Source organism: Klenkia taihuensis, assembly GCF_900112525.1.
Taxonomy (GTDB): Bacteria; Actinomycetota; Actinomycetes; order Mycobacteriales; family Geodermatophilaceae; genus Klenkia; species Klenkia taihuensis.
In genome coordinates, this window is sequence record NZ_FOMD01000002.1 from 15,356 (window position 1) to 29,736 (window position 14,381).

A 14,381-nucleotide genomic window follows, 5' to 3' on the forward strand; every position below is an offset into this window, starting at 1 on the left:
GCTACCCGGACCAGAACGTCGAGATCGTCGTCCCCTTCGCCGCCGGTGGCCCGACGGACACCGTGACCCGGCTGATCGCCGACCCGATGGCCGACGAGCTGGGCGTGCAGACCATCGTGCAGAACGTCGAGGGCGCCGGCGGCACCATCGGCGCCGCGGACGTCGCCAACGCCGAGCCCGACGGCTACACCCTGCTGGTCCACCACATCGGCATGTCCACGGCGCCGACCCTCTACGACGACCTGGCCTACGAGCCGCAGGAGGACTTCGCGCCGGTCGGCCTCATCACCGAGGTGCCGATGACGATCATCGCCCGGCCGGACTTCGAGCCCGACACCTTCGAGGAGCTCGTCGACTACATCACCGAGAACGGCGACACGGTCACCTACGCCAACGCCGGCGTCGGGTCGGCGTCCCAGCTGTGCGGAGCGCTGCTGGAGCAGGAGACCGGCGCCGACGTGCAGGAGATCCCCTACGACGGCGCCGGCCCGGCCATCGCCGACGTCGTCGGCGGCCAGGTCGACTTCATGTGCGACCAGACCACGAACACCACCGGCCAGATCCAGGCCGGCGCGGTGAAGGCCTACGCGATCACCACGCCCGAGCGGCTGGACACCCTGCCCGACGTGCCCACCACCGCCGAGGAGGGCTACGCCGACCTCGACATCTCGGTCTGGCACGCGCTCTACGCCCCGGCCGGCACGCCCGACGAGGTGGTCGAGACCCTGCGCGGCTCGCTGGAGACCGCGCTGGCCGACCAGGCGGTCATCGACCAGATGGCCGACCTGGGCACCGCGCCGGTCCCGGCCGACCAGATCAACCCCGACGCCGTGCGCACCAAGCTGTCGGAGCAGACCGAGCTCTGGGCCTCGACCCTCGGGCTGACCGAGCAGTCCCCGGGGCGGGCCGGCCGACCGGCCCGCCCCGGGTGTTCCCCCTCCCCCGCAGCGTCGCGCCCCCTGGAGCCCCCGCATGTCCGCACCCGTGCCCGCACCACCCCCGGTCGGCGGTCCGCCCGACGACCCCGAGACCTCCACCCGCGGCGACCTCGTCGCCGGCAGCCTGCTCGCGGTGCTCGGCGCCGCCTTCGCCGTCGGCGCCCACGGCTACGGCCTGGGCGACTTCCGCACCATGGGCGCGGGCATGTTCCCGTTCCTGGTCGGCCTCGTGCTCGTCGCGCTCGGGGTCTCCATCGCCCTCAAGGGCGCCAGGGGCACGGGCGAGCTGACCGTCGGGCTCACCCGCATCCCGTGGCGCGGCGTGGTGTGCATCGCCGGTGCGGTGCTGCTGTTCGGCACCGCCCTGGAGCACCTGGGCTTCGTCCTCACGGTGGCGCTGACCGCGTTGGTCGCCTGCCTGGCCTCGCCGACGATCTCGATCATCCGGGCGGCGCTGTGCTCGCTGGGCATCACGGTCGCCTGCTACGCCGTCTTCGTCCTCGGCCTGCAGCTGCGGCTGCCGCTCTGGCCCTAGGAGCCCGCCGTGGACCTCGTCAACAACCTGTCGCTGGGCCTGGAGACGGCCCTGCAGTGGCAGAACGTGCTGTTCTGCCTCGTCGGCGTCGCGCTGGGCACCGCGGTCGGGGTGCTCCCCGGCATCGGCCCGACCGCCACCATCGCGCTGCTGCTGCCGGTGACGTTCAACTTCGACTCCCCCACCAGTGCGCTGATCATGCTGGCCGGCATCTACTACGGCGCGCAGTACGGCGGGTCGACCACCGCCATCCTGATCAACCTGCCCGGCGAGTCCTCGTCGGCGGTCACCGCGATCGACGGCAACCAGATGGCCAAGAAGGGCCAGGCCGGGCTGGCCCTGGCCACCGCGGCCATCGGCTCGTTCGTCGCCGGCACGGTCGCCACCCTGGTGCTCGCCGTCGCGGCCCCTCCGCTGGCGAAGGTGGCGCTGACCTTCGGCGCGGCCGAGTACTTCTCCCTCGTCGTGCTGGGCCTGATGATCTCGGTGACCCTGGCCCGCGGCTCGGTGCCCAAGGCGCTGGCGATGGTCAGCCTGGGCATCCTGCTCGGCACGGTCGGCCAGGACCTCAACACCGGCACCCCGCGCTTCACCTTCGACGTCCGGGAGCTGTTCGAGGGCGTCAACTTCGTGGCGCTGGCCGTCGGCATCTTCGGCATCACCGAGATCCTCAGGAACCTGCGCGACCCGCAGACCCGGGACGCCAAGCTGCACGAGGTGCACTCGCTGTGGCCGAGGGGGAAGGAGCTCAGGGCGATGTCCGGGCCGATCGCCCGCGGCACCGGCCTGGGCTCGCTGATGGGCATCCTGCCCGGCGGCGGGCACATCCTGGCCCCGTTCGCCTCCTACGCGGCGGAGAAGAAGCTCTCCAGGCACCCCGAGCAGTTCGGCCACGGCGCACTCGCCGGCGTGGCCGGCCCGGAGTCGGCCAACAACGCTGCCGCGCAGACCTCCTTCATCCCGCTGCTGACCCTGGCCATCCCGGCCAACCCGGTCATGGCGCTGATGATCGGCGCGTTCATCATCCAGGGCATCACGCCCGGGCCGAACGTGATCAACGAGCAGCCCGCGCTGGTCTGGGGCCTGATCGCCTCGATGTGGATCGGCAACGTGCTGCTGGTCGCGCTGAACCTGCCGCTGATCGGGCTGTGGGTCCGGATGCTGAAGGTGCCCTACTGGGTCATGTTCCCGACCATCGTGGTGCTGGCCTCCATCGGCACCTACTCGGTCAGCAACAACCCGTGGCACGTCTTCATGATCGCGGCGTTCGGGCTGCTGGGCTTCGTGCTCGTGCAGTGCGGCTGCGAGCCGGCCCCGCTGCTGCTGGGCTTCGTGCTCGGTCCGCTGCTGGAGGAGAACCTGCGCCGGGCGATGCTCATCTCCCAGGGCGACCCCTCCACCTTCGTCACCCGCCCGATCAGCGCAGGCCTGCTCGCCGTCGGTGCGCTCGCCCTCCTCGTCGCCGTGCTCCCCGCCATGCGGAAGAAGCGCGAGAAGGTCTTCGTCGAGGAGGACTGATGACCACCCCACCCATCCCCCGCACCCGCTGGAGCCCGTCGTGACCGTCGTCCTCGCCCACGTCCCGAACGAGTCGGCCGACGCCGCGTTCGACGCAGCCCTCGAGCAGGCCCGCTTCCGCGGGACCGGCGTCGTGGTGGTCAACGTCGCCCCCGGCGACGCCCCCGTCGACGACCGGATCGTCCCCGAGGACGGCGTCGCCGCCCTCACCCGCCGCGGCGCCGACGCCGGCGTCGAGGTCACCGTCGAGCAGCCCGTGGACGGCGACGTCGCCGGTGCGGTCCTCGACTCGGCGAAGCGGCACGACGCCGCGCTGGTGGTCGTCGGCGTCCGGCGCCGGTCCGCGGTCGGCAAGCTGCTCATGGGCAGCGTGGCGCAGCGGATCATCCTCGACGCCGACTGCCAGGTCCTCGGCGTCAAGGGCTGAGCGACGGGGCGGGTGTCACTGCAGCAGGTGCACACCCGCCCCGGTCGCCCCGGCCAGCACCAGGACGACGACGAAAGGCGCCCGCAGCGCCAGGGCCAGCGCGGCGACCGCGAGCCCGGCCAGCCGGCCGTCGACCACCAGCTCCGACCCCGACGTGGCCGCCTGCACCGCCACCAGCGCGGCCAGCAGCGCCGCGGGCACGAAGTCCACGACCCGGCGCACCACCGGGTGCTCGACCCACGCGGCCGGCACGCTGAGCCCGGCCAGCTTGAGCAGGTAGCAGCCCAGGCAGCCGGCGAGCACCGCGACCCAGGTGGCGCTCACCGCCGCCACCCCCCGGCCAGCGCCACCGCGACCACCGCGGCGACGACCTGCACCCCGGCCGGCACGACCGGCGTCAGCACCAGTGCGACGACCGCGCCGCCGAGGGCCACCCGCCGCTGCGCCGCGGGCTCGGACCACGCCCTCTGCAGCCGCGGCCACAGCAGCGCCAGGAACGCGGCCGGGACGACGGCGTCCAGCGCCGCCAGCCACGGGCCGGTGAGCGCGTCGGCACCCAGCGCACCGAGCAGCGTGGTCAGGTTCCAGCCCAGGAAGATCGACCCGCCGCCCACGGTGAACGCCAGCCGCGCGTTGCCGGGGTCGGGCGCGGCCAGCGCCAGCGCGGTCGACTCGTCGATGACCAGGTGCGCCGTGCCGAGCCGGCGCAGCCCGCCCCGCGGGTGGAGCAGCGGCACCAGCCGGACGCCGTAGACGGTGTTGCGGGTGCCGAGCAGCACCGCGCTGCCGACCGCGGCCAGCACCCCGCCCCCGGCGCCGAGCACGCCGACCAGGGCGAACTGCGAGGCGCCGGTGAACATGAGCAGCGACAGCGCGCAGGCCTGCCAGGCGTCCAGGCCGGCGGCCACCGCGGCCGCCCCGAACGCCGCGCCGTACAGCCCGACCGCGACGCCGAGACCCAGGGCGTCGCGGATGGTCGCCCGGCGGGCGGTCGCTGCGTCGTCGGTCACGTGGCCGGACCCTAGCCCCGACGGCCGCCGTAGAGTGGTGAGCGGCCTGCCGAGCGGGTCCCGCCCCCCCCGGGGCGCGGGCGACCGCGACGACGCGGGCCCCCACCGATGCGAGGAGACACACCACCGCATGTCCGAGACGCTGACCGGCACCCCTGCCGCCGACGCGGTCAACGCCGCCCTGGCCACCGTGCAGGACCCGGAGATCAACCGGCCGCTGCCGGAGCTCGGGATGATCAAGGACGTCCGCATCGGCGACGACGGCCTGGTCGAGGTCGACGTGTACCTCACCGTCGCCGGCTGCCCGATGCGCGAGACGATCACCAGCCGGGTCACCCAGGCCGTCGGCGCCGTCGCCGGCGTCACCGCCGTCAAGGTCGGCCTCGACGTGATGGACGACGCCCAGCGGGCCGAGCTGCGCAAGACCGTGCGCGGCACCGACGCCCCCGACGCCGTCATCCCCTTCGCCCAGCCCGGCTCGCTCACCCGCGTCTACGCGGTGGCCTCCGGCAAGGGCGGGGTCGGCAAGTCCAGCGTCACGGTGAACCTGGCCGCAGCGCTGGCCAAGCGCGGGCTCTCGGTGGGCGTGGTCGACGCCGACATCTACGGCCACTCGGTGCCACGGATGCTGGGCGTGGACGACAAGCCCACCCAGGTCGACAACATGATCATGCCGCCGCAGAGCTACGGCGTGAAGGTCATCTCGATCGGCATGTTCACCCCGGGCAACACCCCGGTCGTGTGGCGCGGGCCGATGCTGCACCGCGCGCTGCAGCAGTTCCTCGCCGACGTCTGGTGGGGCGACCTCGACGTCCTGCTCATGGACCTGCCCCCGGGCACCGGCGACGTCGCGATCTCGGTGGCCCAGCTGGTGCCCAACGCCGAGATCCTCGTCGTGACCACCCCGCAGCAGGCCGCCGCCGAGGTGGCCGAGCGCGCCGGGGCGATCGCCACGCAGACCCACCAGCAGGTGGTCGGCGTCGTGGAGAACATGTCCTGGCTCGAGCTGCCCGACGGCTCGCGGATGGAGCTGTTCGGCTCCGGCGGCGGCCAGGCGGTGTCCGACGCGCTGACCAAGACCCTGGGTGCGCGGGTGCCGCTGCTGGGCCAGATCCCGCTGGACACCCGGCTGCGGGAGGCCGGCGACGCCGGTGCCCCGATCGTGCTGGCCCAGCCCGACGCCCCGGCGGCGCAGTCGCTGGAGAAGATCGCCGAGGGCCTGGCCGTCCGCTCGCGCGGGCTGTCCGGGATGTCGCTGAACCTCACGCCCGTCCGCCGCTGACCCTCCCGGCGCCGGCGCCGCCTAGGTGGCGTCGGCGTCGAAGGGGGCGGGCCGGGACCGGTCGCGCGGCACGCTGACCGCCGGCCGGGCGGGGCGCGCGGCCGCGGGTGCCGGCTCGTCGTCCCCCATGAGCTGGTCGCGGATGAACGTCTTCGGGTGGTACTTGCGCAGGTCCAGGTCGCGCAGCTGGTCGAAGTCGTCGCCCAGGCTGTCGTGCAGCTGACCACGCACGCCGGTGATGGCCTCGCGGGCCTTCTTCAGCCCCTGCGCCGCGTCGCGGGCCAGGGTGGGCAGCCGCTCGGGCCCGAAGATGAACAGGGCCGCCAGGCCGAGGACGACGATCTCGCCCCAGCCGATCGAGTCGAACACGTCCGCCTCCCTCCTCCGCAGCCGTCCCCCACTGTAGGCAGGGCGGCTGGTCGTCCGCCTAGGCCTGGGTGAGCGTGGCCTGGACCTCCTGGGAGGACCCGCCGCCCCGCACCAGCTCGACGGTGACGGTGTCGCCCGGGGACTTGCTGTCGACCGCGACCTGCAGCTCCTCGGAGCTGCCGACGGGCTCGCCGTCGACGGCGATGATGACGTCCTGCTCCTCGATGCCGGCCGCCTCCGCGGGGCTGCCCGGCTCGACGTTGACCACCAGGGCGCCGTCGCGGGTGCCGTCGGTGACCGAGCGGGCCTGCACGCCCAGTGAGGCGTGCACGGCCGTCCCGGTGCTGATCAGCTGCTCGGCGATGGTGCGCACCTTGTCGACCGGGATCGCGAAGCCCAGCCCGATCGACCCGCCGGTGGTGCCGTTGCCGCCGAGCGAGGCGATGGCGGTGTTGATGCCGATGACCGCGCCGGTGACGTCGACCAGCGCGCCGCCGGAGTTGCCCGGGTTGATCGGGGCGTCGGTCTGGATGGCGCTGATCACGGCGTTGGTGTCGCTGCCCTCGCCGGACAGCCGCACCGGGCGGTCCAGCGCGCTGACGATGCCGCTGGTGACCGTGCCGGCCAGGCCGAGCGGGGAGCCGATGGCCACCACCGGGTCGCCGACCACCACGTCGCCGCCCTCGGCCAGCGCCGCGGCCACCAGGCCGGGCTTGTCGACCTTGATGACGGCGATGTCGCTGGCCGGGTCGCGCCCGACGATCTGCGCGGGCGAGCCGCTGCCGTCGGAGAACACGGCGCGGATCTCGGCGCCCTCGACGCCGTCGGCACCGGACACCACGTGGTTGTTGGTGACCACGTAGCCGTTGTCGGCGTCGACGACCACGCCCGAGCCGGTGGCCCCGGACTCGCCGACCCGCACCTCGATGGAGACGACGGCGGGGGTGACCTGCTCGGCGATGTCGGCCACGGAGCCGGGCTGGCGGGTGATGCCGGGCGAGACGGCGGACAGCTGGGTGCCCGGGGTGAGCAGCGGCTCCTGGTCGGCGGTGCGGCCCAGGTACCAGCTCAGGGTGCCGCCGAGCGCGGCGACGAACAGCAGCGACAGGACGGCGAGCGCGGCGACCGGCACCGAGACGTCGGCCAGCCGGAGCCGGCGGCGGCCCTTGCGGTCGACCACGACCGGCCCGGTCTGCTCCTCGGCCTCCTCGACGTACTCCGCGGGCCGGCCCAGCCCGGACGGCGCCAGCGGGTCGCGCCAGGGGTCGGTGGCGGCGTCGCGCTTCCAGAACGGGCCGCCCGAGGTGCGCCGCGGTGCCGGGCGGCCGCCCGGGGGCAGGCCGAGGCCGGCCTCGCCGTCCCGCGGGGCGAAGGCGCGCAGCACGGCCTCCGGCGGCGGGGCCAGCGGGGGGCGGGGCCGGGCGACCGGCCGGTCGGCGGAGGAGAAGGAGCCCTCGACCTCGGCCGGGCGGCCGAACGCGGCGGCCTGCTCCGGCGGCGGGGGCGGCGTACCGCGCCGCACGGGCGGGACGGCGGCGGTGCGCTCGAAGGGCCCGTCGGTGCCGGCGGGCCTGGCGAAGCCGTCGTCCTCGGCGGATCGCTCGGTCAGGGCGTGCCGCCGTCGAGGTCGGCGCCGACGGAGACCGTGCGGACGACCGGCGGGACGATCTCGGTGCGCTCGCCGACGGTGCTGACGGCCGGGCCCGGGTCGGTGCGGGCGACCTGGCCGCCGGGGTCACCGGTGGGCAGGTTGACCGCGAGGGCCACCACGCCGATGCCGATGCCGGCCAGGCCGGCGGCGACCCCGCGGCGCAGCCAGCGCGCCTGGCCGGGGCGGTCGGCAGTGGCCTGCGGGGTGAGCGGGCCGAGCTGCTCGACGAAGACCGTGCCCGACCCGCCGAAACCGCCCGAGGAGGAGACGTCGGCGGTGAACGGGATGGCCTGCAGCCGGCTGAGCAGGTCGCCGGGGACGGCGACGTCGCGGCTGGTGTGCAGGGCCTCCTTGGCCTCGCGCTGGGCCTCGACGGCCAGCCGGCACTGCGCGCAGCCGGAGAGGTGCCGCGCCGCGCGGCCGGCGGCGGTGCCGGACAGCTCGCCGTCGACGAGGGCCGCGATGGCCTCCTGGGCCAGGTGGCTCACCGGGATGTTCACCGCATGCCCTCCTCGAGGACGGGGCGGCGGCCGGGCGCCATGTGGGCCAGCGCCTCGCGCAGCTGGACGCGGCCGCGGTGGATGCGGCTGCGCACCGTGCCCAGCTTGATGCCGAGGGTGGCCGCGATCTCCTCGTAGGTCAGGCCCTCGATGTCGCAGAGCACGACGGCCACGCGGAACTCCGGGGACAGCGCGTCCAGCGCCGCCTGCACCTGCGGGTCGAGGTGGGTGTCGGTGTAGACCTGCTCGGGGCTGGGGGCCGTGCCCGGCAGCCGCTCGGTGTCCTCGGGCAGGGCGTCGAACCGGATCCGCTGGCGGCGCCGGACCATGTCCAGGAAGAGGTTCGTGGTGATGCGGTGCAGCCAGCCCTCGAAGGTGCCCGGCGAGAAGTCCGCGAGCGACCGGAACACCCGGACGAAGGTCTCCTGGGTGAGGTCCTCGGCGTCGTGGGCGTTGCCCGAGAGCCGGTAGGCCAGCCGGTACACGCGCGCCGAGTGGTCACGGACGACCTGCTCCCAGGTCGGCGCGACCCAGGTGTCGGTGGCGGGCACGGGCTCGGTCACGGGTCCAGGATCGCAGACCGCGACGGCCCGGGCCTCCTCGCGGGGGGAGGTCACGGCGGTGGTCGACTCCGACGGGGGACGCTTCAGGCGCACACCCGGACCAACGGACGGGCCGGCCCCTCGTGTTCCCGCGTCCGGGCAGCCCACAGGTGCTGCACAGCCCGGCTCGCTGCGCCCCCACCAGCCCGGGCGCACTACCCTCGCCCGGTGACCACCGCCGCCGGACCGCCGCCCACGGGCGGCCCGACCCCCGACGCGGCGGCCTACGCCGACACCTTCGCCGCGGAGACCCCCGCCCTGGTCGCCGCCCGGCACCGGGCCACCGCCGCGGTCGGCGCGCTGGGCACGGTCGCCCCGGTCGAACCCGCCGTCGGCGCGACGCTGGCCGTGCTGGCCGCCGGGGTGGGTGCTCGGTCGGTGGTCACCATCGGCGGCGGGGGCGGGGTCGCCGGGCTGTGGCTGCTGCAGGGCATGCGGCCCGACGGCGTGCTCACCGCGCTGGACGCCGACCCCACCGAGCTGCGCGCGGCCCGCCGCACCTTCACCGACGCCGGGCTGCCCAGCGGCCGCACCCGGCTGATCTTCGGCACGCTGGCCGAGGTGCTGCCGCGGCTGTCCACCGGCGCCTACGACCTGGTCTGCTGCGCCGGCCCGCCGGCCGAGTACAGCAAGCAGCTGCCCGCGCTGCTGGGGCTGATCCGCACCGGCGGCTCGCTCGTGCTGCACGGCATCAGCGCCTCCGCGGTCGCCGACCGGTCCCAGCGCGACCCGCAGACCGTCGCCTGGCGCGAGCTGGCCCGCACGGTCAAGGACGACGAGGACCTGGTCCGCGCGGTGATCCCGGTCGGCGCCGGCCTGCTCGTCGCCACCAAGCGCGGCTGACCTAGCCGAACGGGTAGCGGTCCAGCGGCGCCCAGGGGCCGCCCTCGTAGCGCCACAGCCCCAGGCCCGAGGCAGGCACCGGGTAGGGCTCGAAGCCGTCGGCGAGGTCGTCGTGCAGCGCCCGGGCCGCGGCCGGGGTGACCTTGTTCTGCACGGTGACGTGCGGGTGCCGCCACTGCGCGTCCTGCCGGGTCAGCCACGGCGCCCACCGGCGGGCCAGCGCCGTCCGCAGGCCGGTGACGTCGTCCGAGCGCAGGTCGAAGGCGACCCCGCGGCCCAGCATCCGGACCCCGGCCACCTCGACGTCGAAGCCCGGCCGGTCCGCCGCGGCGGCGAGGTCGGCGCGGACGGCGTCCTCGTGCTCCCCGGGCACCGCGTGGAACAGCGTCACGTGCGCACCGACGACCAGCCGGTCGGCCGGGAAGTGCCGCGACCGCAGCTCGTCGAAGCGCTGCTGCGCCTCCTGCGCGAGCAGCAGGGTGACGACGAGCGGGGCGGTCAATCGACGATGGCGCGGGCGCCCTTGCCCAGCACGGTCACCCCGCCGGCGCTGACGTGGTACCGCTCGCGGTCGGCGTCGTGGTCGACCCCGATCCGGGCGAAGGGCGGGACGACGACGTTCTTGTCCAGGATGGCCCGCCGGACGACGGCGCCCTCGCCGATGTGCACGCCGTCCATGAGCACGCTGTCCTCGACGTAGCTGGCGCCGTCGACCCGCACGCCCGGGCTGACCACCGACCCGCGGACGGTGCCACCGGCGACGATGACCCCGGCGCTGACCATCGAGTCCTCGGCGCGGCCGCCCAGCACGAACTTCGCCGGCGGCAGCTGCGGGGGCAGCGTGTAGATCGGCCAGCGGTCGTTGTAGAGGTTGAAGATCGGCGACACCGAGCGCAGGTCCATGTGCGCGTCGAAGTAGCTGTCCATCGTCCCCACGTCGCGCCAGTAGCCGTGGTCGCGCTCGGTGGCGCCGGGCACCTTGTTGGTGCCGAAGTCGTACACCCAGGCCTCGCCCTTGTCGGCGAGCATCGGCATGATCGACCCGCCCATGTCGTGCACCGACGAGTCGTCCTCGGCGTCGGCGCGCAGGGCGTCCAGCAGCGCCTCGGTGGTGAAGACGTAGTTGCCCATGGAGGCGAAGCTCTCCTCGGGCGAGTCCGGGAGCCCGGGCGGGTCCGAGGGCTTCTCCAGGAAGCTCTTCACCTTGCCCTCGGCCGTGGCGTCGATGACGCCGAACTGGTCGGCGTCGCGGCGCGGCACCCGCAGGCCGGCCACGGTGACCCCGGCACCGGTCTGCAGGTGCTGGTCGATCATCTGCGCCGGGTCCATCCGGTAGACGTGGTCGGCGCCGAAGACGACGACGATCTCCGGGCGGGCGTCGTGGATGAGGTTCAGCGACTGGAAGATGGCGTCGGCGCTGCCGGTGAACCAGCGCGGGCCCAGCCGCTGCTGGGCGGGCACCGGGGTGATGTAGTTGCCCAGCAGGCTGCTCATCCGCCAGGTGGTGGTGATGTGCCGGTCCAGCGAGTGGCTCTTGTACTGGGTGAGCACCGCGATCTGCCGGATCTCGGCGTTGACCAGGTTGCTCAGCACGAAGTCGACCAGCCGGTAGTTGCCGCCGAAGGGCACCGCCGGCTTCGCCCGGTCCTGGGTCAGGGGCGACAGGCGCTTGCCCTCACCACCTGCAAGGACGATGCCGAGGATCCGCGGGCTGCCACGCATGTGGTGAACCTAACGGCTGCGCCCCTGCCGCGCGTGGCCGGTCCGCGCGGGAACCCCGGCCCGTCCGGGGCATCGGTCAGAATGGCCGGGTGAAGCTCACCCGCGCCGTCCCCCGCAGCGTGGCGATCGAGACCGCCCGCCGGGCGGCCGACGCCGCGCTCGAGCGCTGCCTGGCCGACCTGCGCACCGCCGTCGGCCGCGAGGTCGGCGTGCGCGACAGCCTCGTCGTCTTCCGGCTGCAGCGGTCCATGGACGCCCTCGGCCTGGCCGGGGTCGACGTCGTCGTCGACGGCCGGACGACGTCGCTGGCCCCGGTGGGCGCCGACCTGGCGGACTGGACCGAGCTGTACGGCGACCTCCTCGAGAGCATCGGCCGCTGGACGCTCAGCCCCTGCCCCGAGGGCCTGGTCATCGGCCTGCACCGCGGCCGCGCGGACATCGTCGGCTACCCCGGCGAGCACTGCGACCACTGGGACGGCGGCCCCGACCTCGCCGTCGAGCACCCCGCCCCCGACCCGCTCAGCACGCTGGACGAGGCGCCCTTCCCCGACTGCTGCGCCGGCCACCGGGTGCACGCCGCACTGGAGGCGCTGGGCGCGCCGGCGCCCAGCGTCCGCGGCGACTTCGACTGCGACGACCCGCAGGACTGACCGGCCCACCGGGTCCGGCGCGCACTAGGTTCTCCCCATGCGCGTGGGAGTCGTCACCCGGGAGTGGCCGCCGGACGTCTACGGGGGTGCCGGCGTGCACGTCGAGCACCTGGTCGCCGCGATGCGGGGGCTGGCCGGGGGCCCCGAGATCGACGTGCACTGCTTCGGCGGTCCGCGCACCGACGCCACCGCGCACGCCGTCCCCGCCGGGCTGGCCGACGCCAACGGCGCGCTGCAGGCGGTCGGCGTGGACGTCGAGATCGCCGCGGCGCTGGGCTCGGCCGACGTCGTGCACTCCCACACCTGGTACGCCAACCACGCCGGGCAGCTGGCCTCGCTGGTGCACGGGATCCCGCACGTGGTGACCGCGCACTCCCTGGAGCCGCGACGGCCGTGGAAGGCCGACCAGCTGGGCGGGGGCTACCGGCTGTCCAGCTGGGTCGAGCGCACCGCCTACCTGGCCGCCGACGCGGTGGTCGCGGTCAGCAACGGCATGCGCACCGACGTCCTCGACGCCTACCCCGAGCTCGACCCGCAGAAGGTCCTGGTGGTCGGCAACGGGGTGGACGCCGAGGCCTACCGCCCGGTGCACGACGACGACGTCGTCCGGTCACTCGGCGTGGACCCCGGCCGGGCCTACGCGCTGTTCGTCGGCCGGATCACCCGGCAGAAGGGCCTGGTGCACCTGCTGGCCGCCGCCGAGCAGCTGCCCCCCGAGGCCGGCCTGGTGCTCTGCGCCGGCGCCGCCGACACCCCCGCGGAGCGTCAGCAGGTCGCCGACGCCGTGGTGGAGCTGCAGCGCCGCCGCACCGGGGTGGTGTGGATCGAGGAGATGCTGCCGCGGGAGAAGCTGGTCCCGCTGATCACCGGCGCGACGGTCTTCGTCGTCCCCTCGGTGTACGAGCCGCTGGGCATCGTCAACCTGGAGGCCGCCGCGTGCGGCACCGCCGTCGTCGCCTCGGCCGTGGGCGGCATCCCCGAGGTCGTCGCCGACGGCCGCACCGGGCTGCTGGTGCCCTACGACGAGCACGACCCCGCCGCCTTCGCCGCGGGTCTGGCCGCGCGGATGTCGGAGCTGCTGGCCGACCCCGACCGCGCCGCCGGCATGGGTGCGGCCGGGCGGGACCGGGTGCTCGCCGAGTTCGGCTGGCCGGCCATCGCCGAGCAGACCGTGGCCGTGTACGACCGGGTCCTCGCCGCGCGCGGGTAACGTTCGCCTGCCGGCCGCTGCGTCGGTGACGGAGCGGGAGCGAAGCCGGTGCGAGTCCGGCGCTGTCCCGCAACTGTGAGGGCCTGCGGGCCCGAGCCAGGTCGCCTGCCGCCTCGTCCTGCCACCGACCCCCGCGGAGCGGGTCGCGCAGTCGGGCCCCCCCGTCGGCGACCGCTCCGCCCGCCGCAGGAGCTCCCGTGCCCCGTCGCCCGATCCTCGCCGTCCTCCTCGGGACCGTCCTCGCCCTCGCCGGCTGCTCCGGCGGCGGTGACCCCGCACCGTCGGCTGGCCCGTCCTCGTCCGCCGCGGACGGCGCCTTCCCGGTCACCGTCACCGGCGACACCGGTGAGCTGACCCTGGAGGCCGAGCCGGAGCGGATCGTGTCGATGTCGGCCTCGGCCACCGAGACGCTGTTCGCCATCGACGCCGGTGACCAGGTGGTGGCCGTGGACAGCACCTCGACCTACCCGGCGGAGGCGCCGGTCACCGACCTGTCGGCGTTCACGCCCAACGCCGAGGCCATCGCCGGGTACGAGCCCGACCTGGTCGTCATCAGCGACGACGTCGACGGCCTGGCCGCGAACCTGGACACCCTCGGCATCCCGGTGCTGCAGCTGGGCGCGGCCGAGCAGCTCGACGACGCCTACGCGCAGATGACGACGCTGGGCGACGCCACCGGGCACCGCGCCGAGGCCGATGACCTGGTGCAGACGACGCAGGACCGGATCGACGCCGCGGTCGCCGCGGCCGGCGGCGCCGGCGAGGGCCTGTCGGTCTACCACGAGCTCGACCCCACCGGGTACACCGCGACCAGCAGCACGTTCGTCGGCGGCCTCTACACCCTCTTCGGGCTGACCAACGTCGCCGACGCCGCCGGCCAGGACACCGGCTACCCGCAGCTGTCCGCGGAGTACGTGGTCGACGCCGCACCCGACGTCGTCGTGCTCGCCGACACCGTCTGCTGCGCGCAGGACGCTGCCACCCTGGCCGCCCGGCCCGCCTTCGACACCCTGCCCGCGGTGCAGACCGGCCGGGTGCTGGCGGCCGACGACGACATCGCCTCCCGCTGGGGTCCGCGCATCGCCGACCTCGCCGAGCAGGTGTCGCAGACCCTGCAGGGCTGA

16 protein-coding genes, 1 pseudogene and 1 riboswitch are annotated in these 14,381 nt (G+C 74.8%); of the genes and pseudogenes, 9 read left to right on the forward strand and 8 right to left on the reverse strand.

Annotated elements, in window-relative coordinates:
- Positions 1-86: 86 nt before the first annotated feature.
- The 4 genes and pseudogenes from BM158_RS07890 to BM158_RS07905 all read left to right on the forward strand — a co-directional run.
- A pseudogene (locus BM158_RS07890) lies at positions 87-752 on the forward strand (tripartite tricarboxylate transporter substrate-binding protein); the annotation flags it as partial.
- Positions 753-972: 220 nt separating this feature from the next.
- The gene (locus BM158_RS07895) at positions 973-1,473 is read left to right on the forward strand and encodes a tripartite tricarboxylate transporter TctB family protein (protein WP_091556512.1); all 501 of its coding nucleotides are present in this window, start codon (positions 973-975) and stop codon (positions 1,471-1,473) included.
- Between the two features lie 9 nt (positions 1,474-1,482).
- Positions 1,483-2,991, forward strand: coding sequence for a tripartite tricarboxylate transporter permease (locus tag BM158_RS07900; protein WP_091556514.1), 1,509 nt, complete (start codon positions 1,483-1,485; stop codon positions 2,989-2,991).
- Between the two features lie 40 nt (positions 2,992-3,031).
- Positions 3,032-3,418, forward strand: coding sequence for a universal stress protein (locus BM158_RS07905; protein WP_091556515.1), 387 nt, complete (start codon positions 3,032-3,034; stop codon positions 3,416-3,418).
- 15 nt (positions 3,419-3,433) lie between these two features.
- On the opposite strand, the gene BM158_RS07910 is transcribed toward BM158_RS07905, so the two are convergent.
- Entirely contained in the window at positions 3,434-3,742 is a 309-nt protein-coding gene (locus BM158_RS07910) for an AzlD domain-containing protein (protein ID WP_091558506.1), read from the reverse strand.
- A complete protein-coding gene (locus tag BM158_RS07915) occupies positions 3,739-4,428 on the reverse strand; it encodes an AzlC family ABC transporter permease (RefSeq protein WP_229827879.1) in 690 nt (229 codons plus the stop codon). The genes BM158_RS07910 and BM158_RS07915 overlap by 4 nt, the downstream gene beginning before the upstream one ends.
- Positions 4,429-4,558: 130 nt before the next feature.
- Here BM158_RS07915 and BM158_RS07920 point away from each other — a divergent pair, with 130 nt between their 5' ends.
- Positions 4,559-5,710, forward strand: a complete 1,152-nt coding sequence (locus BM158_RS07920) for an Mrp/NBP35 family ATP-binding protein (protein WP_091556518.1) — start codon at positions 4,559-4,561, stop codon at positions 5,708-5,710.
- A gap of 21 nt (positions 5,711-5,731) precedes the next feature.
- On the opposite strand, the gene BM158_RS07925 is transcribed toward BM158_RS07920, so the two are convergent.
- From BM158_RS07925 to sigE, 4 genes are all read right to left on the reverse strand, one after another.
- On the reverse strand, positions 5,732-6,079 hold the full coding sequence (locus BM158_RS07925) for a twin-arginine translocase TatA/TatE family subunit (RefSeq protein ID WP_091556520.1): 348 nt from the start codon (positions 6,077-6,079) through the stop codon (positions 5,732-5,734).
- Positions 6,080-6,137: 58 nt separating this feature from the next.
- A complete protein-coding gene (locus BM158_RS07930; protein ID WP_229827880.1) occupies positions 6,138-7,601 on the reverse strand; it encodes a S1C family serine protease in 1,464 nt (487 codons plus the stop codon).
- Between the two features lie 83 nt (positions 7,602-7,684).
- A complete protein-coding gene (locus BM158_RS07935) occupies positions 7,685-8,230 on the reverse strand; it encodes an anti-sigma factor (RefSeq protein ID WP_091556522.1) in 546 nt (181 codons plus the stop codon).
- Positions 8,227-8,793: an RNA polymerase sigma factor SigE gene (sigE, locus tag BM158_RS07940; protein ID WP_091556524.1), complete on the reverse strand. Its 567-nt coding sequence runs from the start codon at positions 8,791-8,793 to the stop codon at positions 8,227-8,229. The genes BM158_RS07935 and sigE overlap by 4 nt, the downstream gene beginning before the upstream one ends.
- Before the next feature lie 207 nt (positions 8,794-9,000).
- Between sigE and BM158_RS07945 the strand changes: the two genes are divergently transcribed.
- On the forward strand, positions 9,001-9,675 hold the full coding sequence (locus BM158_RS07945; RefSeq protein WP_091556526.1) for an O-methyltransferase: 675 nt from the start codon (positions 9,001-9,003) through the stop codon (positions 9,673-9,675).
- A gap of 1 nt (position 9,676) precedes the next feature.
- Here BM158_RS07945 and BM158_RS07950 read toward each other — a convergent pair whose 3' ends face one another.
- Positions 9,677-10,177 carry a 2'-5' RNA ligase family protein gene (locus BM158_RS07950; protein WP_091556528.1) on the reverse strand — a complete coding sequence of 167 codons (501 nt, stop codon included), beginning with the start codon at positions 10,175-10,177 and terminating at the stop codon, positions 9,677-9,679.
- Positions 10,174-11,397 carry a glucose-1-phosphate adenylyltransferase gene (gene glgC / locus BM158_RS07955; RefSeq protein WP_091556530.1) on the reverse strand — a complete coding sequence of 408 codons (1,224 nt, stop codon included), beginning with the start codon at positions 11,395-11,397 and terminating at the stop codon, positions 10,174-10,176. The genes BM158_RS07950 and glgC overlap by 4 nt, the downstream gene beginning before the upstream one ends.
- A gap of 89 nt (positions 11,398-11,486) precedes the next feature.
- Between glgC and BM158_RS07960 the strand changes: the two genes are divergently transcribed.
- The 3 genes from BM158_RS07960 (at position 11,487) to BM158_RS07970 (ending at position 14,381) form a co-directional block, all read left to right on the forward strand.
- Positions 11,487-12,047, forward strand: coding sequence for a hypothetical protein (locus BM158_RS07960; RefSeq protein ID WP_091556532.1), 561 nt, complete (start codon positions 11,487-11,489; stop codon positions 12,045-12,047).
- 37 nt (positions 12,048-12,084) lie between these two features.
- A complete protein-coding gene (gene glgA / locus BM158_RS07965; RefSeq protein ID WP_091556534.1) occupies positions 12,085-13,257 on the forward strand; it encodes a glycogen synthase in 1,173 nt (390 codons plus the stop codon).
- A gap of 44 nt (positions 13,258-13,301) precedes the next feature.
- A riboswitch (cobalamin riboswitch) is annotated at positions 13,302-13,358 on the forward strand.
- A gap of 96 nt (positions 13,359-13,454) precedes the next feature.
- Complete coding sequence (locus tag BM158_RS07970) at positions 13,455-14,381, forward strand: ABC transporter substrate-binding protein (protein ID WP_091556536.1); 927 nt, start codon at positions 13,455-13,457, stop codon at positions 14,379-14,381.